The 19,630-nt window shown below is 64.5% G+C and carries 22 protein-coding genes and 1 tRNA gene; 13 read left to right on the forward strand and 10 right to left on the reverse strand.

Annotation, left to right across the window (positions count from 1 at the left end):
* Nucleotides 1-45: 45 nt before the first annotated feature.
* Both NJT13_RS11710 and NJT13_RS11715 read right to left on the reverse strand, forming a co-directional pair.
* Nucleotides 46-567 carry a hypothetical protein gene (locus NJT13_RS11710; RefSeq protein ID WP_340681168.1) on the reverse strand — a complete coding sequence of 174 codons (522 nt, stop codon included), beginning with the start codon at nucleotides 565-567 and terminating at the stop codon, nucleotides 46-48.
* Nucleotides 568-737: 170 nt separating this feature from the next.
* Nucleotides 738-905, reverse strand: a complete 168-nt coding sequence (locus NJT13_RS11715) for a DUF1931 family protein (RefSeq protein ID WP_008013450.1) — start codon at nucleotides 903-905, stop codon at nucleotides 738-740.
* Between the two features lie 273 nt (nucleotides 906-1,178).
* On the opposite strand from NJT13_RS11715, the gene larB reads away from it, so the two are divergent.
* From larB to NJT13_RS11755, 8 genes are all read left to right on the forward strand, one after another.
* Complete coding sequence (gene larB / locus NJT13_RS11720; RefSeq protein WP_254521822.1) at nucleotides 1,179-1,937, forward strand: nickel pincer cofactor biosynthesis protein LarB; 759 nt, start codon at nucleotides 1,179-1,181, stop codon at nucleotides 1,935-1,937.
* A gap of 119 nt (nucleotides 1,938-2,056) precedes the next feature.
* Nucleotides 2,057-2,206: a DUF7563 family protein gene (locus NJT13_RS11725; RefSeq protein WP_254521823.1), complete on the forward strand. Its 150-nt coding sequence runs from the start codon at nucleotides 2,057-2,059 to the stop codon at nucleotides 2,204-2,206.
* A gap of 73 nt (nucleotides 2,207-2,279) precedes the next feature.
* A complete protein-coding gene (locus NJT13_RS11730) occupies nucleotides 2,280-2,528 on the forward strand; it encodes a GIY-YIG nuclease family protein (protein WP_254521824.1) in 249 nt (82 codons plus the stop codon).
* Nucleotides 2,529-2,717: 189 nt separating this feature from the next.
* Nucleotides 2,718-3,692 (forward strand): DUF8054 domain-containing protein, encoded by a 975-nt coding sequence (locus NJT13_RS11735; RefSeq protein WP_254525452.1) that lies wholly within the window; start codon nucleotides 2,718-2,720, stop codon nucleotides 3,690-3,692.
* A 141-nt stretch (nucleotides 3,693-3,833) separates the two neighbouring features.
* Nucleotides 3,834-5,222: a phosphoglucomutase/phosphomannomutase family protein gene (locus NJT13_RS11740; protein WP_254521825.1), complete on the forward strand. Its 1,389-nt coding sequence runs from the start codon at nucleotides 3,834-3,836 to the stop codon at nucleotides 5,220-5,222.
* Nucleotides 5,223-5,414: 192 nt separating this feature from the next.
* A complete protein-coding gene (locus NJT13_RS11745) occupies nucleotides 5,415-6,089 on the forward strand; it encodes a helix-turn-helix domain-containing protein (protein WP_254521826.1) in 675 nt (224 codons plus the stop codon).
* Nucleotides 6,086-6,781 (forward strand): nucleotidyltransferase family protein, encoded by a 696-nt coding sequence (locus NJT13_RS11750; RefSeq protein ID WP_254521827.1) that lies wholly within the window; start codon nucleotides 6,086-6,088, stop codon nucleotides 6,779-6,781. Before NJT13_RS11745 ends, NJT13_RS11750 begins: the two co-directional genes overlap by 4 nt.
* A gap of 459 nt (nucleotides 6,782-7,240) precedes the next feature.
* A complete protein-coding gene (locus NJT13_RS11755) occupies nucleotides 7,241-7,429 on the forward strand; it encodes a hypothetical protein (RefSeq protein WP_254521828.1) in 189 nt (62 codons plus the stop codon).
* A gap of 521 nt (nucleotides 7,430-7,950) precedes the next feature.
* On the opposite strand, the gene NJT13_RS23680 is transcribed toward NJT13_RS11755, so the two are convergent.
* From NJT13_RS23680 to NJT13_RS11765, 3 genes are all read right to left on the reverse strand, one after another.
* Nucleotides 7,951-8,121 (reverse strand): DUF8156 family protein, encoded by a 171-nt coding sequence (locus NJT13_RS23680; protein ID WP_484549606.1) that lies wholly within the window; start codon nucleotides 8,119-8,121, stop codon nucleotides 7,951-7,953.
* A gap of 190 nt (nucleotides 8,122-8,311) precedes the next feature.
* Nucleotides 8,312-8,827: a serine O-acetyltransferase gene (gene cysE / locus NJT13_RS11760; protein ID WP_254521829.1), complete on the reverse strand. Its 516-nt coding sequence runs from the start codon at nucleotides 8,825-8,827 to the stop codon at nucleotides 8,312-8,314.
* A gap of 225 nt (nucleotides 8,828-9,052) precedes the next feature.
* Nucleotides 9,053-9,721 (reverse strand): metallophosphoesterase family protein, encoded by a 669-nt coding sequence (locus tag NJT13_RS11765; RefSeq protein WP_254521830.1) that lies wholly within the window; start codon nucleotides 9,719-9,721, stop codon nucleotides 9,053-9,055.
* Nucleotides 9,722-9,855: 134 nt separating this feature from the next.
* Here NJT13_RS11765 and NJT13_RS11770 point away from each other — a divergent pair, with 134 nt between their 5' ends.
* A complete protein-coding gene (locus NJT13_RS11770; protein ID WP_254521831.1) occupies nucleotides 9,856-10,641 on the forward strand; it encodes a methyltransferase domain-containing protein in 786 nt (261 codons plus the stop codon).
* A gap of 19 nt (nucleotides 10,642-10,660) precedes the next feature.
* On the opposite strand, the gene NJT13_RS11775 is transcribed toward NJT13_RS11770, so the two are convergent.
* Entirely contained in the window at nucleotides 10,661-11,251 is a 591-nt protein-coding gene (locus NJT13_RS11775; protein ID WP_254521832.1) for an IMP cyclohydrolase, read from the reverse strand.
* Nucleotides 11,252-11,360: 109 nt separating this feature from the next.
* Between NJT13_RS11775 and NJT13_RS11780 the strand changes: the two genes are divergently transcribed.
* The 3 genes from NJT13_RS11780 to NJT13_RS11790 all read left to right on the forward strand — a co-directional run bounded on the left by NJT13_RS11780 (nucleotide 11,361) and on the right by NJT13_RS11790 (nucleotide 13,240).
* Complete coding sequence (locus NJT13_RS11780) at nucleotides 11,361-12,146, forward strand: homing endonuclease associated repeat-containing protein (RefSeq protein WP_254521833.1); 786 nt, start codon at nucleotides 11,361-11,363, stop codon at nucleotides 12,144-12,146.
* A gap of 134 nt (nucleotides 12,147-12,280) precedes the next feature.
* A tRNA-Gln gene (locus NJT13_RS11785) sits at nucleotides 12,281-12,353 on the forward strand.
* A gap of 128 nt (nucleotides 12,354-12,481) precedes the next feature.
* Complete coding sequence (locus NJT13_RS11790; RefSeq protein WP_254521834.1) at nucleotides 12,482-13,240, forward strand: rhodanese-like domain-containing protein; 759 nt, start codon at nucleotides 12,482-12,484, stop codon at nucleotides 13,238-13,240.
* 34 nt (nucleotides 13,241-13,274) lie between these two features.
* On the opposite strand, the gene NJT13_RS11795 is transcribed toward NJT13_RS11790, so the two are convergent.
* From NJT13_RS11795 to NJT13_RS11805, 3 genes are all read right to left on the reverse strand, one after another.
* Nucleotides 13,275-14,699 carry an oxidoreductase gene (locus NJT13_RS11795; protein WP_254521835.1) on the reverse strand — a complete coding sequence of 475 codons (1,425 nt, stop codon included), beginning with the start codon at nucleotides 14,697-14,699 and terminating at the stop codon, nucleotides 13,275-13,277.
* Between the two features lie 136 nt (nucleotides 14,700-14,835).
* On the reverse strand, nucleotides 14,836-15,387 hold the full coding sequence (gene cgi121 / locus NJT13_RS11800; RefSeq protein ID WP_254521836.1) for a KEOPS complex subunit Cgi121: 552 nt from the start codon (nucleotides 15,385-15,387) through the stop codon (nucleotides 14,836-14,838).
* A complete protein-coding gene (locus NJT13_RS11805) occupies nucleotides 15,387-17,801 on the reverse strand; it encodes an ATP-dependent DNA helicase (protein WP_254521837.1) in 2,415 nt (804 codons plus the stop codon). The genes cgi121 and NJT13_RS11805 overlap by 1 nt, the downstream gene beginning before the upstream one ends.
* Nucleotides 17,802-17,931: 130 nt before the next feature.
* On the opposite strand from NJT13_RS11805, the gene NJT13_RS11810 reads away from it, so the two are divergent.
* Nucleotides 17,932-18,372, forward strand: a complete 441-nt coding sequence (locus NJT13_RS11810) for a universal stress protein (protein ID WP_254521838.1) — start codon at nucleotides 17,932-17,934, stop codon at nucleotides 18,370-18,372.
* A gap of 17 nt (nucleotides 18,373-18,389) precedes the next feature.
* On the opposite strand, the gene NJT13_RS11815 is transcribed toward NJT13_RS11810, so the two are convergent.
* Nucleotides 18,390-19,595, reverse strand: a complete 1,206-nt coding sequence (locus NJT13_RS11815) for an inorganic phosphate transporter (RefSeq protein ID WP_254521839.1) — start codon at nucleotides 19,593-19,595, stop codon at nucleotides 18,390-18,392.
* Between the last annotated feature and the right edge of the window lie 35 nt (nucleotides 19,596-19,630).

The raw sequence follows: 19,630 nt of genomic DNA on the forward strand, positions 1-19,630 counted from the left end.
TCGCCTCGATTGTGGATCGTCGATCGACGATTCGTGTCGGTCCGATCACCGCTCGTGGCGCGATTCGGACCGGCGGGACGCGTTCCATCGTTCGATGACGTCGTCACCGCGAACGCAGCCGAATCCGGCGCTTCGTAGCCGTGGCACCCTCGTCGGCTTCGTCCACCTCGTTGCTGACAGCGTCGCGACGGGGTTCCAGGAGAGGAGGGTCACGGTCAGGTAGAGGACGCCCAGGAGGCGCGCTGCCGGCACCGCCCACGGCTTGAACTCCAGGTCGTCCCTGTTGGCGTAGCCGACGTTCTGGCAGAGCGCGATAACGGACCGCGGGATTAAAACGAGGACGAGGCCTGCGACCCCGAGGACCTCGCCGACGAGTGACATCCCCTTCCGATCACGGGCGAGCAGCCAGACGAACGCCAGCCCCTCGAGGCGAGCGCCCGCGAGCGCGATCGGTCGTCGCTGGCAGCGCTCGGGATTTCGCAGGCCGATTCGCTCGCACAGTCCGATGACTGGTTCCGGCTTGACGATTTCGACGAGGCCGAAGGCGACCAGAAGATTGCGCAGCATGTCTTCGACCTACGTCGCCGGCGGCAAAAAACTCAATCTAGGCCCGGCGTGACAATCGAGCGTCTCGGACGAATTCCGCCAACGGTGAAGCCTCTCCAGGTTGCTGACAACCAACTCGGCTCGACGCGTCGCTCGTCGACTATCGGGCGAAAAATATCGAGTGGCGTTCCTTACAGGTCGCGAGGCTGGACCGTCTTTCGGTCGTTGGCCTCGGCACGTCGGGCGGCGTCGTCGAGCAGTTCGGAAACTTCCTCGTCGAGTGCGTCGTAGAAATCCGAGGCAACGTTTTTGTCATCGAGCGCTTCCTTGACGGCGGCTTTGACGATAAGGTCTGCCATACGATGTATTCGTTCCCCGTTACCCCATATAAATGTATTGGTTAGCAGCGGAAATACGGGGGTTGCAGCGGTTCATTCGGCTGTTTCGAACACCGACTTCACCGGAAAGTATATGTTTGATGAGTGGGCGACACCGATTTCGGACCCGGCCAATGGCAAAATCTGGCTCGCGCGCGCTTCTCCGGGGTTCGCGCGCACCTTCAGTGATCCAGTCGATCGTCGTTCGCCCCGTCGGGTCGACGGATTCGAGTGTCTCGGCCGCCCAGGTCGAACATGCGCGAACTCCTCGAGGCCGTCGCCGACGGTTCGCTATCGCCGGCACAGGCCGAAGCCGAACTCAACGGATACGTAACCGGTGATGCGGGCCGATTCGATGCGGCCCGTGAGCAACGCCGCGGGGTTCCGGAGGCGATTCTAGCCGAGGGCAAGTCGATCGAACAGGTTATCGAACTCGCCGAGACTGCGCTCGAGACGACCGACCGCGCCTTGCTCACCCGGATATCACCTGCGCAGTTCGAGGCACTCGAGGCGTCCATCGACGAGACGGTCCCCGGTGCGACGATCGATCGGCGAGAAACGACGGTTCGGGTAACGATGCCCGATTACGAACCGCCGACGGTCGATGCGACGGTCGGGATCGCCACCGGGGGAACGGTCGACGGTCCGGTCGCCGCCGAAGTCGAAGCAGTCTGTCTGGATGCTGGGGTGACTGTCGACCGGGTCGACGACATCGGAGTCGCTGCACTTTCCCGGACGATCGACCAGATCGACCGCCTTCGCGACGCGGACGTGTTGATCGTCGCCGCCGGCCGGGAGGGTGCGCTACCGACGGTCGTCGCCGGCCTCGTCGATACGCCGGTGATCGGCGTTCCGATCTCGAGCGGCTACGGGTACGGTGGCGACGGTCACGGCGCACTCGCCGGCATGCTCCAGTCCTGTACCGTTCTTTCGGTCGTCAACATCGATGCGGGGTTCGTCGCCGGCGCCCAGGCGGTCCTGATCGCCCGGGCGATCGACGCCGCTCGTGGCTAGCTGTCGTGCTTGTTTTCAGAAAAATACTTTCCACAATCGAAAACCCAAACAGCGTATGGAGAAAGTTACTTATCCAGCCGCCCAATAGATCGATATACCGGCTTCGGCCGGTGTGACCAATGCCCAAGTGTGATCACTGCGGCGCGCACGTCTCCGAACGGTTCGCACGCGTCTTCGCCAACGAGTACGGTGAAATCCACGCGTGTATCAGTTGCTCAGCCAACGCTGGAATCGCGGAAGCCGCGAAAGAGCGCGCTCGCGGCACCTGACGCACCACAACCGACAACCACGTGCCCCCGACGGACGAGACGCTTTTTACGCATCCGTCCCCGTTTGCAGGCGATGGCCGACCACATCGTCTACGTCCTCGAATGCGCCGACGGGTCGCTTTACACCGGCTACACGACCGACCTCGAGCGACGCGTGGCCGAACACGACGCCGGCGACGGTGCGAAGTACACCCGCGGTCGAACGCCGGTGGAACTCCGATACCACGAGCGATTCCACTCGAAGTCGGCCGCGATGTCGCGCGAATACGAAATCAAACAACTGAGCCGATCCCAGAAGGAGCGGCTCGTCGGCATGGAGTGAGTGCGACCGAAACGCCACGCTCTCGGAGTGCCGGTCGCCGTGAGCGGGCCCGATTCGCAGGTAACGACCGGATTCGTACGTTCTGGCCCCGCTTCGTCTTCGCGTTCCCCGCTGTCCCGTGGCGAGTTCTATTATCTTCCGACCGTGTCCGAAAAATAGATGTCCGCTGGGAGTGACGGTAGCAACGAGATGCAACTCGACGTCGTCGACGATCTCAAACAACCCGAGTACACCGGTGAGAATCGGTGTGAACCCTGTACCGTGTTGAACCTCCTTATCGTGGCGGTGATCGGTTCAGTCGTCGCGCGGAAGTCTCGACTCGGCGGCGCGGTCGCCGTTGGAGTCTCGATCGCGTTGATCTATCTCCGCGGCTATCTCGTCCCCGGAACGCCGACACTGACCAAGCGCTACCTTCCGCCTGAAGTCTTGCGCTGGTTCGGCAAGGAACCCGATCCTGCGGTGGCGAGCGGGCTCGGTTTCGACGATTCGACGGCAGCGCCCGACGCCGTCGAACTGAGTCACGACCGTCTCGAGCCCGATCCGGACCCTCCCAGCGACGTGTCGACGGTCGACGACGTCGAGACCGCCGCTCCCGACGAGAAGAGCGATGGCGGGGCGAGTGCCGGCCGCGACGACACCGCGATCGTCGACCTCGAGTCGTTCTTCGTGGATCACGAGGTCCTCGAGCCGTGTTCCGACAGGGACGACCTCTGTCTCACCGACGATTTCGAGGGCGCCTGGCTCGACGAAATCGACCCGCTCGACGAATCTGGCGTCGACGTCACGGCGGCCGTCGACGCGTTCGGGTTCGACGCGGATCCCGACGACTTCGACCTCGAGACGCGCGACGAGGCCCGCGTCCTGCTTTCCGGTGCACGAGTGGCCGGCCGCTGGCCGTCTCGGGCTGCGTTGATCGCAGACATCGCCTCAAGCCGGGTACTCGAGTCGTGGATCGACGACTGGAGCGCGTACGAACCCGAGACGAAAGGCGACGTCCTCAACAGTCTCCGGATGTTCCTCGAAATCTGCCCGTCCGGCGGCGACGTACAGATGGGCGAGGAAGTCGTCGAATCCTGCTGTACGTCCCACGAGGTCGTCGCGGTCACCTGTGAAGAGACCGGCGAACGACTCTTCGAACAGCGCCTCGTCGACGGCGATGTCTGATCGAGTCGTCGATTGCGGCTGACGACGATCCGGTCGGAGCGGGCGTTCGGGGTTCGTTCGGGGCGGCTCCGGGATCGTTTCGGCACGGGCTCGCTCGAGGGGCCCATCGCTTTTTTCGCATCGGCTAGCAACCACAGGAGCATGGAGACGATCAGTTTCGGCACCGACGGCTGGCGGGCGACGCTCGAGGAATTTACGACCCCACGGGTTCGGATGGTGGGGCAAGCGGTCGCGACGTATCTCGCGGACGAGGACGCCGCCGGGCCGGTCGCGATCGGGTACGACGCCCGCGAAACGTCGCGGGGGTTCGCCGAGGAGTTAACGCGCGTGTTGTGCGCGAACGGCGTCGACGTGTTGCTTTCGGATCGGGATCGGCCAACGCCGCTGATCGCCCACGCCATCGTCGATCGCGACCTCGCCGGCGGACTGGTGATCACCGCCTCACACAACCCGCCCGAGTACAACGGCGTCAAATTCATTCCCCACGACGGTGCACCGGCGCTTCCCGCCGTCACCGACGCCATCGCCGAGCGCCTCGCCGAACCTCGGCCACATCCCGAAGACGAGCACGGGACCGCCCGGGAGGTCGACTTCGCCGGATCACACGCCGACGCCACCCTCGAACTCGTCGCGGAGATCACCGGCAGCGCCGACCTCTCGGGGCTGACCGTCGCCTACGACGCCATGCACGGCAGCGGTCGCGGGACCACCGACGCCGTCCTCGAGCACGCCGGTGCCGCCGTGGAGTGCCTGCGCTGTGACCGCGACCCGGAGTTCGGCGGCGGCTCCCCCGAACCGGCGGCCGAGAACCTCGAGGAACTGATCGCGACGGTCGCGGACGACGACGTCGACCTCGGAATCGCGAACGACGGCGACGCCGACCGTATCGCGATCGTCACGCCCGACCGCGGCTACCTCGACGAGAACCTGTTCTTCGCGGCGCTGTACGACTACCTGCTCGAGGGCGACTCGGGCGCGGCCGTCCGATCCGTCTCGACCACGTACCTGATCGACCGGGTCGCCGAGGCCCACGACGAGACCGTCCACGAGGTGCCGGTCGGGTTCAAGTGGGTCGCCGAGGCGATGGCCGAGCGCGACGCGCTGATCGGCGGCGAGGAATCGGGCGGCTTCACCGTCCGGGGCCACGTTCGCGAGAAGGACGGGGTTCTGATGGCGCTGCTCGCGGGCGCGATGCACGCCGCGGAACCGCTGGACGAGCGCGTCGACCGACTGCTCGAGGCACACGGTACCGTCGTCCAGGACAAGATCAGCGTGGACTGCCCCGACGACGAGAAATCGCGGGTGCTGTCGGCCCTCGAGGACGAGATTCCCGAGACCGTGGCCGGAACGACGGTCGAGGACGTCAACACTGCCGACGGGTTCAAACTGCTGCTGGCCGACGGCTCGTGGCTGCTCGTCCGTCCCAGCGGAACCGAGCCCGTGCTGCGGGTCTACGCCGAGGCCGAAGACGAGGACCGGGTTCGAGAACTGCTCGAGGCGGGCAGGCAATTGCTCGAGTCGCTGGTGTGAGCGTCCGGACGCCGAGGCCGCCTACTGGTTTCTCGATGGGCCCTCGAGCCCGTGTCGACGCGTCAGCGGTGAAGCGTCACTTCTCCCAGTTCGTGGCGACCAACGATTTCCGAGAGTCAGATTCGACTCTGGCATCGAGTAGCGTAGTCGAGTAAGATTTTTATCTATTACTGTATTATTGGTAACTATCAGATGTACGAGGTACTTGACGAAACGGCGGCACAGGTCGTCCTCGCTATCGAACGTGGTGACTCAATCCGCCGTATCGCACAGCGCCTCCAGACGCCGTATGAGACTGTGAGACAAGCCGTCAATCGACTCGAAGAAGCGGGGTACATCCGCTATGACGACGGCCTCTCAACCGTCGACGACCGCGTGAGGGACGCTGCGCGTGATCTCGTTGCTGCCAGCGCCAGGGTGAATCCTCCTACCATCGAAGAAGCGTATATCATTCCCCAGTTCGGTGACTGGCCGTTTGCATTCACACGGATCGACGCGGTCTACGTGTGGACTCAGGGCGGCTACCAGGTCGGTCGTCACCCCGAAGACTATCCACTGTTCATTGCAGTCCGCGAGCGGGACGTCGACGCGTGGGAGGCGTTTTTCGAGTCGTTCGACCTCCCCACCGCCTTCGAACGCCAGCCCGAAAATGAGCTAGCAGGCCGACTGCAGATCGTGCTCGACCCTCGACCATCACTCGAAATCGACCACATCGAAGGCTATCCGGTCATACAACGGGCGGAAACGATCGAGTATATGCACGAGAACTACGCTCAGTTCCAGTCGGCTCTCGCGATGCTTGACCGGATGTACGAAGACCTCGACCTCGGTGTCGCTTATCGGGAGACCGAGCGTGTCCGATCGTGAGTTTTCACAACCGGAGTGACGCGCTCATCGAACTTCTCGAGGAACTCGCACAAAATGACCACGAGTACGTCCTTGTCGGCGGCTATGCTGTGTCTGCGTTCAACGCACGTTTTTCGACGGATCTCGACATCGTCGTTGCACCAAACACGAAAGAGGAGTTCGTCGAATTTCTCGAGGCCCGTGGGTTCGTGAAAACGGGCAGTCACGCCAAGCAGTGGTTCTACGATACGGAAGTACTCGAGTATGAGAAGCGGCTTGCTCCGCAGCAACCGATCGGCTTCGATTTGCTGGTAAACGGTCTCGGCTGTCGTCAGACCGAGGCTCAATGGTCATTCGACTACCTATACGACCACAGTCGGGAACAGAAAGTAAGCGGAGGGACGGTAACGTCGACTGCTAGAGTCATCGACGGGGCAGTTCTCGTGGCTGCAAAGCTCCATAGCGGTCGCGAGACGGATCTTCGAGACGTCCTGGCGGTCGCTGAAGAGATTGACCTAGAAACTGTCACACCCCACCTCCGGCGGGGCGACGAGGGTGCCCTTCGCGCGCAACTCGAACGTGGACTGGAGATTATAGAGAGCGAGGAACTCAAGCACGGGTATCGGAGTGATTTCGGGGCGTCGACTGTCTCGACGGAGACCGTTCGGAGCCTCCAAAAGTATCTTTCCACGCACGTAGGTGAACTAGGCTGACAGCATGCTGTTAGCCTAATTAGAACAGTTAAAGAAGCAACCGAGATCGGACCGTGGACATTCAACTTCAGCTGTAACTTCATTACTCTGTAGCACTCTGGGATCGCCAGAACGCGCGCCAACGGAATTATTCGACCTCCGGCGGCGCACTAACTCGACTGAGTCTCGACCTTGGCTCCCGATCAACTGGCTGCTATTTCTGTATCCGACTCCTCTCCGTCCCAGCGGAACCGAGCCCGTGCTGGTCTTCGATCTGGTCGCTCTGCTCGGTGACGCGTAGTTACCGTGTAGTGCGTCAAGTTCTCATTTCTGGAGTCGACTCCCATTTTATATAGAGGAACGAGATCTCTGGTGATCAGAGTGGGTCTATTTCTCCATTATATTTTGCAAAGGTGTCTATATTGACACACCTAAGATAATGTGACAAGTTATTTAATATTGGTGAACAATTTAAGCGTGATGAGCTCAGGGGAGTATAACGGAAAGATACGCGGTGAATCACTACAACGGTTTGCAATTGTTCTATCAATTACAGGGGGAATAATCTATTTTGAAGACCCAGTGGGCGGTCCTGGTCCGGCGTTGATCTGGGCGGGGGTAATTGTAAGTCTTATTGGAGTGGGAATGGTGTGGTTCGCGGGAGAATAGGGCCGCAATCTCCTCTCTCCAGTATATGTAGTCGTAGTTCACCGCACTGCTTACGAATCTTCGCGCGTCGCTCGTGAGCGTCAGACTTGCTGATCCGGAGCTATCTCGACGGGCGTGGCAGCTAGCTGCCGATCGAGTCGTTGAGCATGCCGTCCGGCCTGAGAAAGTCGTCGACGACCTCGAGAGTGGATACTCTCGCTCGAATACCTCGACCTGCCCGGATGGGCACGGAGAGAGATTGCCGCCGGGCAGGTGTGAACGAGATCGGTGGGTGCCTGTTGGGAGCTGTCGCGTCTCGGGGAACGCGACAACGAATATGTTCGGCATGGACGTTATCAATCTCTTCGCGATTCCGAGTGTGTTGGAATCGTCCGAAAGCAGTGTTCCCGTATTTGGTCCGCGTATCTCGAACTGCACCCGCGAGTATCTTGCCCCCTCATCGCGTCTCCTCCTCGAGACCACCTTCTAACTCTTGGATTCGACGTTCTTGGGCTCCCAATACCGACACCAGAACGGCACCGTCATCTCGTTTCGAATCCCTGCGGCATCCGCGAACTGCCGTGGCTCATCACACTACTGGTCGAACTCCTCCACTCCTCCTGATACTGTACTCGGAGCGCCCGCCGGAATGACTGCCAGCCTTCCTCGAGCCGACGCAGCTGATCGCGATACGTTGGAGTCGTCTCCCCCATCTATGCCCCCTCCCGAATCGACCCTGGGGTAATCGGCCTCGGATACGCCGACTCAGGCGCCTCGAGTCTCTGCTTCCAGACGCGAACGTCGTTTGGCCCATTCCGTTGCCGACCGGGGAGACCCACGACTCGAACTCCGTACGATGAAACGGGTACTATCGACGAAAGGACCGATAGTACCGTCGAGCCGTCAGTCGACCCGTTCCGCCGGAATCCCGGTGACGGTCGCGCCGGCGTCGACGTCACGCGTAACGACCGAACCGGCGCCGACGGCCGCCCCCTCGCCGATCGTGATGTCGCCAAGCAGCGTCGCGTTGGCACCCAGGTGTGCGCCGTCCTCGACCGTCGGATGGCGTTTGATCGGTTCGTTCACGTCACCGCCGAGCGTGACGCCGTGGTACATGTGGACGTCGTCGCCGATTTCGGCCGTCTCACCGATGACGACGCCCATGCCGTGATCGATCGTCACTCGCCGCCCGATCTCGGCCGCCGGGTGGATCTCCACGCCCGTCAGGAGACGTACGACGTGGGAAACCACCCGCGCGAACAGCCGAGCACCGCCGCCGACGTTCCAGCACCGGTGGGCGAGTCGGTGGGCCCAGACCGCGTGCAGTCCCGGATAACAGCACGCCACCTCGAGTCGCCCCTTCGCGGCGGGATCGCGCTCGCGCATCGCCCGTACGTCCTCGCGGATCCGTCTAAGCATCGTCCCGATCGCCCTCGGCCGCCCCTGCCAGCACGGTTTCGTTGCGGCGCTCGCGTGAGAGCCACGGCACCCCAGCCGACCGACGACACCGGCTCACGGCGCGACGAGATCGGTTCCTGTCGACACACGCGACTGAGCCGCTGCGTAGCATACCCGAACGTAGCGGTGGAACCGGGTAAAACGATTCGTTCCGCCGCGCTCGCACGTTCCGTTCGCGTTCCCCGCTCACTGCCCCCGAGCCAGCCGCGTTCCGATTCGATCGGGGAGTCCGGCCTCGTCGACCGCCGCCTGAACGGCCTCGACGTCGTACTCGACGCGATGGGTTTCGACGGTCAGCGCCTCGAGATCGACGACCGCGTACCCCGCCCGCGGATCCCCGTCGCGGGGCTGGCCGACGCTGCCCGGGTTGACGACGATCCCCTCCGCGAACTGCTCTGCGCCCTGTACGTGGGTGTGGCCGAGCACCAGCGCGTCCTCGTCGCCGAGCAATCGAGGGGAAAAGTCACTCGGGTACGTGTATCGCGTGTACCGGTCGGGATCGTCCGGATGCCCGTGAACGAGTTTCACCCGCCCGTCGCACTCGAGGCGTTCGGTCGGCAGCGAGGCCACCCACTCGAGTTGCTCGTCCGAAAGGCTCTCTTTGGCGTGTTCGACGCCGGCGCGGGCCATCCCGTTGAACCGAAAGGCGGCCCCCTCGACGACCGCGGCGTCGTGGTTCCCCATCACCGTCGGGACGTCCCGCTCCCGGAGCGCGTCGACGCAGTCGGCCGGCCACGGGTTGTAGCCGACCACGTCGCCCGCACAGAGCACCGCTTCGACCGATGGCATCGCCTCGAGAACGGCCTCGAGAGCGACCCTGTTGCCGTGGACGTCCGAAATGAGTCCGACCCTCATGGTCGTGATAACAGACGCGAGGGATTTGTAGGTTGTCCGCCGCAGTCCTCGGAGTACCCCACGGACGGTGCTCCCGATAGGTATTCGGTCCTCCCCGACGAGGCCGTACTCGACGAGACAACTGAGTCACGGATATGGGCACGAAAACGGAATTCGATTCGAAAGAAGCAGCGGGCGTCGAATCGCTCTACAGGACGGATGCAGCCGAACGCCGCCGGAGGTTCGTCAGGACGCAGCTCGATCCGCAGCCGGGCGAGTCGATCCTCTCGATCGGGTGTGGACCCGGGTTCGAACCGGTCGAACTGGCCGACGCAGTCGCGTCGGACGGACGGGTACACGCGATCGACGCGAGCGAACCGATGATACACCTCGCGGAGACGCGATGCGAGGACCACGAGAACGTGACCGTCCAACGCGGCCTGGCAACCGAATTGCCGGTCGAGGATGGGGCCTTCGACGCCGCGACGTCGGTCCAGGTCTTCGAGTACATCGAGGATCTCGACGCCGCACTGTCGGAACTCGAGCGGGTGCTCCGACCCGGCGGCCGAGCCGCCGTCTACGCGACCGACTGGGATTCTCTCGTCTGGAACGCCGCCGATAGAGAACGCTCGAGGCGCGTCGCCGACGCGTGGGCGGACCACTGTCCGCGTCCGCACCTCGGCTCCGACCTTCGCTCGCCGCTTCGGAGCGCCGGGCTCTCCATCGATCGCGTCGCGCCGTTTACGATCGTCGAAACCGAACTCGAGGATACGTTCGCGGGATACATGCGAGGGATATTCCGTTCGTACGCCACGGAACACGACGAGTTCGACACGGAAACGGCACAGGCGTGGGGTGAAGACCTCCGCGAGCGGGATCGGAACGGGGAAACGCTGTTCAGTCTCACGGCGTTTCTGTACCTCGTGTCGAAACCGGAGTAACCGGTCGCAGCTCTCGAAATCAGTCTCCGTTCTCGACGGCCGTCTCGAACCCGTCGTCGGTCCGGGCGACGCCGGCCGCACAGACCGCGTGTTCGAACTCGAGCCCGTACGCCTCGCTCGCGGCCGCGTCGGCCCCCTCGACCTCGAAATCGGTCGCCTCGGGCGCGTTCTTCTCGTAGGTCGCGACCAGCGTCGGCTCGTCGACGGTCTCGACGAGCAGGGCGTCGTCTCGAACGGTGCCGATCAGCGCCTCGCCGTCGTCACCGATCGTCGCCGCGATCCGGGGCGTGTTGTAGTCGTCCTTCTCGTAATCCAGCGCCAGCAGGCTGCCTGCCAGCGCGTCGCGGGCGGGATAGCCCAACTCGAGTTTCTCCGCGATCGGATCGACGTGCGAGCCGTTCCCGAACGCGACCGTCTCGCCCGTCGGCGTCTCCACGACCCGCAGGCAGTTGTACGAAACGTACGGGTTGTCCGTTGCCGGCGCGTCGGCCGTGGGACCCACGGTGAGCGCCTCGTCTCGAGCGGTGATCTCGCGGTTCGGGAACGACCGCGACGACACGCGGTACGCGCCGAAATCGGGGCCGACGACGACGAATCGTCCGATGTACATACTCGAGGGTGCGCGAGAGAGCGGAAAATGGGTATCGGTTCGCGCTCGAGAGATCGGTTTCGTCGTGGTCGTCCGAGACTTCATATGCCAGTGGGCGCCCAACGAGGGCGTGACGACGGACGACGAGTGCCTCGAGTCGCTGCTCGAGGCCGCTGACAGACTGGGCAAGTCACCGACGAAAGCGCAGTACGAAGAGTTGGGGCTGACGCCTGCTTCCGCGACTATCATTCGAGTGTGCGGCGGATGGAACGATGCGAAAGCGATGGCCGGACTCGAGACCTCGTATTCGAGGGGTCCTCGAGTCGGTCCGAAACCGGACGCCGTCGAACTTCCTGCGGGAACGTCGTGGGACGAGCTATCGGTCGATCAGCGGTGGCATTACCGAAATGCGGAGTGGAATACGAAACGGACGTTGCGCCGCCGCTCTCGTCTTCGTTCCTGGCTCGACGATCACAAGCGAAACCGAGGCTGTTCACAGTGTGGTACCAACATTGCAGCCTGTCTAGATTTTCATCACGTCGATGAATCGACGAAGAAAATGGCAGTCGGACGAATGGTAACATTCGGCTATGGGAAGGATGCACTTCGTGATGAAATCGCAAAGTGTGAAGTGCTGTGCGCTAACTGCCATCGGAAGCACCATTCTACACCACCGGATCAGGAACGCCGCCGATGGGTCTTCGAACGAAAGCGGGCCGCAGGGTGTCAACGGTGTGAAGAGGCTGACCCTGCGTGTCTGGACTTCCATCACGTCGACGAGAAAAAGGAAGCGACCGTTGCGAAACTCCTCTCGAACGACCGACCGAAAGCGCGTATTCGAACCGAAATAGAACTGTGTCGCGTGCTCTGTGCGAACTGCCATCGCAAACTACACACTGATTCACCGACGGGTTGATCGACGTCCGCATCAGGTCGTCGAGTGTGGTCTCATCGGAGTTCCAATTCCCGTTCGAGTTCGTAACACTCTAATACGGACGCGGTCTACGGATTGGTACGTCGCCGGTAATCGAAACCGACGAGTTCATGTCAAGTCCATTAGGGTAGTGGCCAATCCTTCGAGCTTCTGGGGCTCGAGACGCTGGTTCGAATCCAGCATGGACTACTTCTCTGCCGTTTCGACTCGAGCCAATAACCGACTCGGTCACCCGATTTCCAGTCGAAACGAGGGGGTCGGAAGTGACGCTCGAGTCACCAGAAACCATATTGTTCTCTCGTCAGTACACACTGAACATGAACCGACGGACGTTCCTCGCTGCGAGCGGGACGGGTATACTCGGCGGGGTTGCCGGTTGTCTTGGCGGGAATTCTAACGGCAGCGATGCTGATGGCTACGGTCCAGAACCGGAGACGGTACCCGAAGAGCGGACGATCGACACGAGCACATACGAAACGGCGGAATTCGACGGTTTCGATGTCCCACTCGCGCCTATCGACGACGTCTTCTACTGGTACCAGCGACAGGAAGCCAGGGTCGCGGACGCACGCGGGTCCGCCCAGTACGAACGGGCGCACATCGTTGGTGCGCCGCTGAGCACCGCACCCGACGGCGTTTCGAACGATCCCGTTTCGGGCTGGTCGAAAGACGATCGCATCGTCACGTACTGCGGCTGTCCGCACCACCTTTCCGGACTCCGTGCCGCGTCGCTGTTAGACAGCGGCTACGAAGAAGTATATGCAATCGACGAAGGGTTCGGTGCGTGGATCGATCGCGGCTATCCGCTCGAGGGATCGGAGGTCTCGTCGGATCGGGCGACGTACCAGATCAGCGGCCGGTCCGATCCCGCCTACACCGGTGAGATGGTCATGCTCGAGCAAGTCGACGCGGACCGGCTCGAAGCGGCGCCGATCGCCGACGACGGCTCCTACACTCTCCAGCTCCACTACGCCGGCTCGATCGACTCCCGATTCAGGGTCAAAGCCCCCGATTATACGGTCGAAGGGACGCTCGAGGAGCTGACGAGCAGTCCGCTTACCCCGACGCAGAACTGACGAGCGGGACGCTCGCGGCCCGATTTCTCACGGCTCACGGATCGGTGCGCTCGTAGGCGCCCGCACGCTCGAGTTCGCCCCGCTTTCGAAGCACGCCGGGCGTTCGACAGATCCCCGGCGCGCCGGTCACTTGCGGGACCGTGCAGTTGTTACAGCTTTCGCAGACGACGCGCGGGTTGGCCGCGGCTCGAGCGTCGGTTCCGGCCCCCGATCCCGGTTCCGCCCCCGCTCCGGAGTCCGGCTCGAGCAGTCGCGCGCCCAGTCGCGGTTCGGCGTAGAACGGGCGGGCCATGCCGACCATGTCACAGGCCGGTTCGTCGCCGGTCCCGCCGTCGGCCCTGCTGGCGTCGGAACCGGCGCTCGTACCGAGCAGTCGATCCATCTCCGCTCGTTCGCGTATCCCGCCCTCGGCGAGAACCGGGATCGACACCCGTTCGCGAACCCGTCGGCAGAACGTCTCGTTCCACGCGGACTCGAAACCGTACTGCAGCGACTGGATTCGGTTCGCCAGCGCGACGAGTCGTCTGCGAGTCGTGCCGCCGAACGCGGCGTCGTACTCCTCGCGCAGCGCCTCGTTGCCCCACGCTCGCTCGGGGTACGCCCCGCGGACGATGCTCATGTCCCAGACGACCGAGGTCTGGACCGGCACCACCGCGTCGTAGCCGATCCGCTCGAGCCGGCGGGCGATCTCGATCCCGTCGGTGAGCGAGAGTTTTCGCCGGACGACGGGCGCGGGCGGCGCCGGCGTTTCTGCCGGGACTTTGGTGATGAGCGGAACGTCGCCCGCCCGGTCGCGAACCTCGTCGTGAACGACCGCGAGGAACTCGAGGCGGGCCGCCGGCGAGCCACCGAACTCGTCGTCCCGCCGGTTGTAAAACGGCGACAGGAACTGCTGGACGATCCCCATGTTCGCCCCCGCGAGGTGAACGCCGTCGTAGCCGGCATCGACGGCACGGGCCGCCGTGAGGCCGAAATCGGCGGCCAGCTCGTACACCTCCGCGGTCGTCAGGACGCGCGGGTCGTATTCGAGAAATCCCAGTCGGTCGAGCAGTCGGAGCTGTCGGGGCGGCCTGGAAACGGCGAGTTGCTCGAGACCGGGATGTTCGCCCCGGTACTCGGCGTGCCAGGTTTCCATGCTCCGTATGCCGCCGTGTTCGAGCTGGATGAAGATCCGGCTCCCGTGGTCGTGGATCCGGTCGGTCAGTCGCGAGAGGCGCGCGACGAACGCGGGGTCGTGGACGCGGGTCATTCCGGGTGCGGCACAGCCACCGTCACCGCGAACGATCGTCGCGCCCTGACAAACGAGTCCGACCCCCGATTCCGCCGCGGGCTCGAGGTCGTCGATCAGCGTGTCGACCGCGTCGGGGCCGTTGCCCGCACACTCGAGCAGCGGCGCCCGATAGAGCCGATTCGGAACCTCCACGTCGCCGATCTCGATGGGATCCTCGAGCGTGGTCATAGCGGACGTTCGGCGCGGTCGCACAAGAGCGTGCTGTGGACTTGCTGCTCGAGAAGCTGCTGGCGATCTTCTCGAGGGGATGGTGACGAGTTGCGATACGAGTGGCTGCCGATTCCCCCGTCCCGACAGGTTCGGTTCACTTCTCGACCTCGAGCAACGCGACTCGCTCCCGAACGAGCGCCGACAGCCCCGCGTCGGTGGCCGCCCGTTCGGCGTCGGTGATCTCGAAGAAAGCACACAGCGTGTCGACGTCCGGCGACTCGAGGGTCGAGTCGCGTTCGACGAAGGCGTCCGTCCGTTCGATCTCCTCTATCGCGGTCGCTTCGTCGCCGTCGGAACCCGTTGCACCCTCGTCGGCCGCCGTTCCCTCGTCGCCGGTCGAGTCGGAATCGACGAGGACGACCGCAGGGGTGTCGCCGTCGCTGACGCCCATCTCGAGCGCGCGGTCGATCTGGCGGCGACCGGCGGCGTACAGCAGGATCTCGACGGCACGATCCCGTGCGACGTTCTCGCCGCGCTCGATGGCGCGGTCTGCGAGTTCCACGGCTCGCGCGAGGTGGCGTCGATCGGCGACGTAGCGGGCATCGAACGCCTGGATCGTCACGTCGTGGCGGTCACCGATCTCGCCGAGCGTCGCCACGAACGAGTCCAGATCGTCGATCGCGAGGCGACACTCGAGCGTCCGCACTAGAAATCACCCAGACTCGACTGACCGTCGTCCGCTTCGGTTGGCTTCGGGTCGGTCGGCTCGCCGTCGTTCGAACGATCGGTCGAATCCCCCGACGCTCGGCCGGATCTCCCGCCCGTCGACGTCGGCGTGACGCCGTCCATCGCCGGATCCTCGCGGCCGGCGTTCTCGAGGATGGTCTCGGCCGTCTTCTCGCCTTTGAGCGCGTCGAGGACGACGCCTTTGTCCGCGGTCCGGAGGTCGGACGGCGTCTCGATTCCGCGATCGTAGAGGCTCCGGGCGCGCTTGCGGCCGACGCCGCCGACCGAGACGAGTTCGAGAAGCTCTTCACCGACGCCGTGTTCGACGCGGGCGCGAGCCTCCCGAACCGCGACGGTCCACTCGCTGTCGATTTCGGCGGCCAGCGACTCGGCCGCACCGAGCAGCCACTCGGCGGTGTCGACCTTCCCGCGCAGGTCGCCCGGGCCGATCTTGTACCGGTCGGTCAGTCGTTCTTCGTCCGTTTCGTCGGCCCAGTCCTCGAGCAGTTTTCCGGTCTTGAGCGCGGCGAGCCAGTCCTCGAAGCGGTCCTCCTCGAACTCGCTCGGTGCGTCGCCCAGGAGTTCGGCCTCGCGTTCGTAGTAGAGTTCGCCGAACGTCTCGTCTTCGCCCGACCGTAAGTAGAGTTCGTACATGTCCGGGGTCCGCGAAACGAGCTGATAGAGACCCAGCGCCGTCGGTCGGTCGTCGTCGCGCTCGAGACCGTGGACGATCTCGGCCGCGCTCATCGGATCGAGATAGAGTCGCGAGACGGTGTGGCCGAGGCTGGTCGCCTCGAGCGACTCGTCCCGGCCGCTGCGTTCGGCGAGGTCGGCGGCCGAGGTAAACGCGCCGATGTCGTCCCCGTCCCCGTCCCGGTCCCCGTCTCCGCCGTTCCTGCCACCGTCCCCACCGTCACCGCCATTATCGTCGCCGTCGCGTTCGATGAAATCGTTCGATTCGAGGTACGCCAGAACCGTCTCGGTCACCGTCTCGAGCCTGCCGGCCTCGGTCGATTGACTGGCGTACAGCGTCGCCTCGAGGAACTCGAGGAGGCCGTTTCGCGTTCGAGCGAACCCGGAAGCGATCGTCGCGAGGACGTGGGTTCGCAACGCGGGCTCGGCCGCGAGCTTCGATCGAACCGGCTCCGGATCGGCCCAGACGTAGCGGTCGAACAGCTCCTCGCTCTCGTCGTGGCTCTTGGCGAGCAAGACGGCCTCGCCGTAGGGGTCCAGTCCCGGTCGACCGGCCCGCCCCATCATCTGGTGGACCTCGAGGACGTCGAGGGGAGCCATCCCGCCGGCGCTGGGGTCGAAGCGGCGCCAGTCCCGGACGATCACACGGCGGGCTGGCGTATTCACGCCGGCGGCGAGCGTCGGCGTCGCGGCGATCACTTTCAACAGGCGGTCGCGAAAGGCGTCCTCGACGAGGCTCCGTTGTGTACTCGAGAGACCTGCGTGGTGGAAGGCTGCACCGCGCTCGACGCAGTCGGCTAAGTCTGTGCTCGTCTCGGTGTCGCTGTCGTCCCGGATTTCGTCGGCCAGGTCGGCCAACGCCGCTCGCTCCTCGGCCGTCAGTTCGGATTTCGAAACCCCTCCCAGCCGTCTCGCCGCGGCCTCGGCGTTTCGACGTGAGTTGACGAAGACGAGCGACGAGCCGCCTTCCGTCAGGATGTCGCGGACGAGTGCGGCCTCCTGCGTTTCGGAGCCGTCGACCGGCACCTCGCGCGTCGAGCCGTCGTCGAAGTTCAGGGCGTTGCCGTAGTGGACACCCGTTTGCAGGTCGATCGGCCGCCAGTCGGTCTCGACGAGCGCGGCGTCCAGCCAGTCGGCGATCTCGTCGGCGTTTCCGACCGTCGCCGACAGTGCGACGACCTGGAGCTGGGGGGACAGCTGGCGGAGTTTCGCGAGCGTTACCTCGAGCGTCGGACCCCGATTTCGATCGTCGATGAGGTGAACCTCGTCGCTGACGACGCAGGTGAGATCGGAGAGCCAGTCCGCGCCGTTGCGTACCAGCGAATCGACCTTCTCGCTGGTCGCGACGATGATATCTTTCGTCGCGAGCCAGTCGCTGGTACTCTCGTAGTTGCCGGTCGTCACGCCGACCGTGACGCCGAACTCCTCGTAGGCCTCGAACTCTGCCTTTTTCTCGCTGGCGAGCGCTCGCAGGGGGACGATGTACAGCGCCTTTCCGCCGCGTTCGATCGCCGACAGCATCGACAGTGCGGCGATCATCGTCTTCCCACTGGCGGTGGGAACGGCGGCGACGAGGCTTTCGTCCTCCGTCGCACCGGCTTCGACTGCCTCGGCCTGCGGCGGGTACAGCGCTTCGATCCCCTCGCGCCGGAAGTGATCGACGGCACCGGCCGGGAGCCTCGAGAGCTCCTCGATATTCATTACCCGTCGTTGGTGCGTCCGGTGGTTTAAACTGTCGTCTCTCGACCCCCTGTGGCGTCCGGTGGTCCGTTCGTCCGCGCCGGACCGACGCGGCGATAGATCGATGCCCGCGGCCGTCGAACGGGGTCCCATGACCGACTCCGCTCCCGATCGCGTTCTGGTTCCCGAACTCGGCCGTCCGCGAGCGGACGAGGCGCTGTCCTACGCCCTCGAGACGTTTCCCGACGCCGAGATCACCCTGCTGACCGTCGTGACGCCGCTGGACGCCCCGCTCAGCGAGGGCGGTGTCCTCGAGCGAGGCGACGAACGGGCCGGGCAGGCACGGTCCCGCGCGAACGAGTTGTTGGCGTCGGTCGCCGATCCCGGGGCGGCGGATCGCGTTCGGCTCGAGGTGACCGAGGGGCGACCCGGCTCCGTCGTTCCCCGGTACGCCGCCGAGGAGGGGTTCGACCACGTGGTGATGGTCGGCTCCGGCGCCGGAACCGACGGATTCCTCAGACGGTTTCTCGGCCGCGGCATCGCAGCGACCGTCGTCGAGCGGACGGCGCGGCCGGTGACCGTCCTCGAGTGAGACCCGGGTCCGCCCGGTCAGCCGATCACGGTCGCAAACAGCTGATAGAGGCCGTAGCCGACGACGACCGAACTCACGAGCGTGAGCAGCCAGAAGCCGATCGTGACGCCGATCTTTCGTCGCGAGACGCCGGCGGAACCGCCCGCGAGCCCGCCGCCGATGACCCCCGAAAGGACGATGTTGTTGAGCGAGATCGGGATCCCGAGCGCGATGGCCAACTGCGCGACGATGAATCCGGGAACGAGGGCGGCGATCGACCGACGGACACCGAGTTGCGCGTACTCGCGCGAGGTCGCCTGCAACAGCCGCGGTGCGCCCATCCAGGCACCGGCGAGAATTCCGGCGGCACCGATCGCGAGCAGTGCTATTCCCGGCAGCCCGAGCTCCACGCGGAAGAGGTTCTCGAGGGGGCCCGTCGCGAGCCCGACCTGCGAGCCGCCCGACGAGAAGGCGACGATACCGCCGAGGACGAGCAGGAACACGCGGATCCCGTCCTCGGCGGAGACGAGGACGCGCCGGCGTATCCAGTAGAACCAGAGGGCGCTGGCGCCAATCGTCGCGAGAACCGTTCCGAGGTCGGCCCCCGCGAAGAGCGTCGGGCCGCCGCCGAGCTGGCGTCCGACGAACCCCGCGAGGCTCCCCTGCTCGGCCGTCGGATCCGGGATCACGCCGAGCCGAACGTTTGCGACGATCGCGCCGACGATCCCGGCGAGGAGCGGTATCGCGATCGGCTCGGGGATGTCGTCGCGTCGCAGCGCGACCGCCGTCACGTAGGCCAGCCCGCCGGACATGATCGGAACGAGCAGCCAGAAGGTGCCGAGCTGTCGGTAGGTGGCCATCGCCGGATCGCCGCCGAGGGACAGCCCGACGCCGACCATGGCGCCCGTCGTCGCGAAGGCTGCAGGGATCGGATACCGCGTGTAAATGCCGACCGCCATGAACGTCGCCGCCGTCAGCAGGCCCGCGGTCGCCGCCAGTGGTGTGATCGCGACGCCGTCGATGAGCGCCGCGCCGACCGTTTCGGAGATGCTGCCACCTTGCATGATCGCACCGGCGGCCGCGAGCAGGCCGATGACGAACGCCGCGCGCATCGTCGATATCGCGTTCGCGCCGATAGCGGGCGCGAACGGCGGCGAATTGCTGTTCGCGCCGAGCACCCACGCCATGAACAGACACGTGAGGATAGCGGTTCCGACGAGGACGGCGAACGACGGTGCGACCATTCCGTGAGACGTCGTTCGACGACCCCACGTAAAAA

This window comes from Natrinema caseinilyticum (genome assembly GCF_024227435.1).
In the GTDB taxonomy this organism is placed as follows: Archaea; Halobacteriota; Halobacteria; order Halobacteriales; family Natrialbaceae; genus Natrinema; species Natrinema caseinilyticum.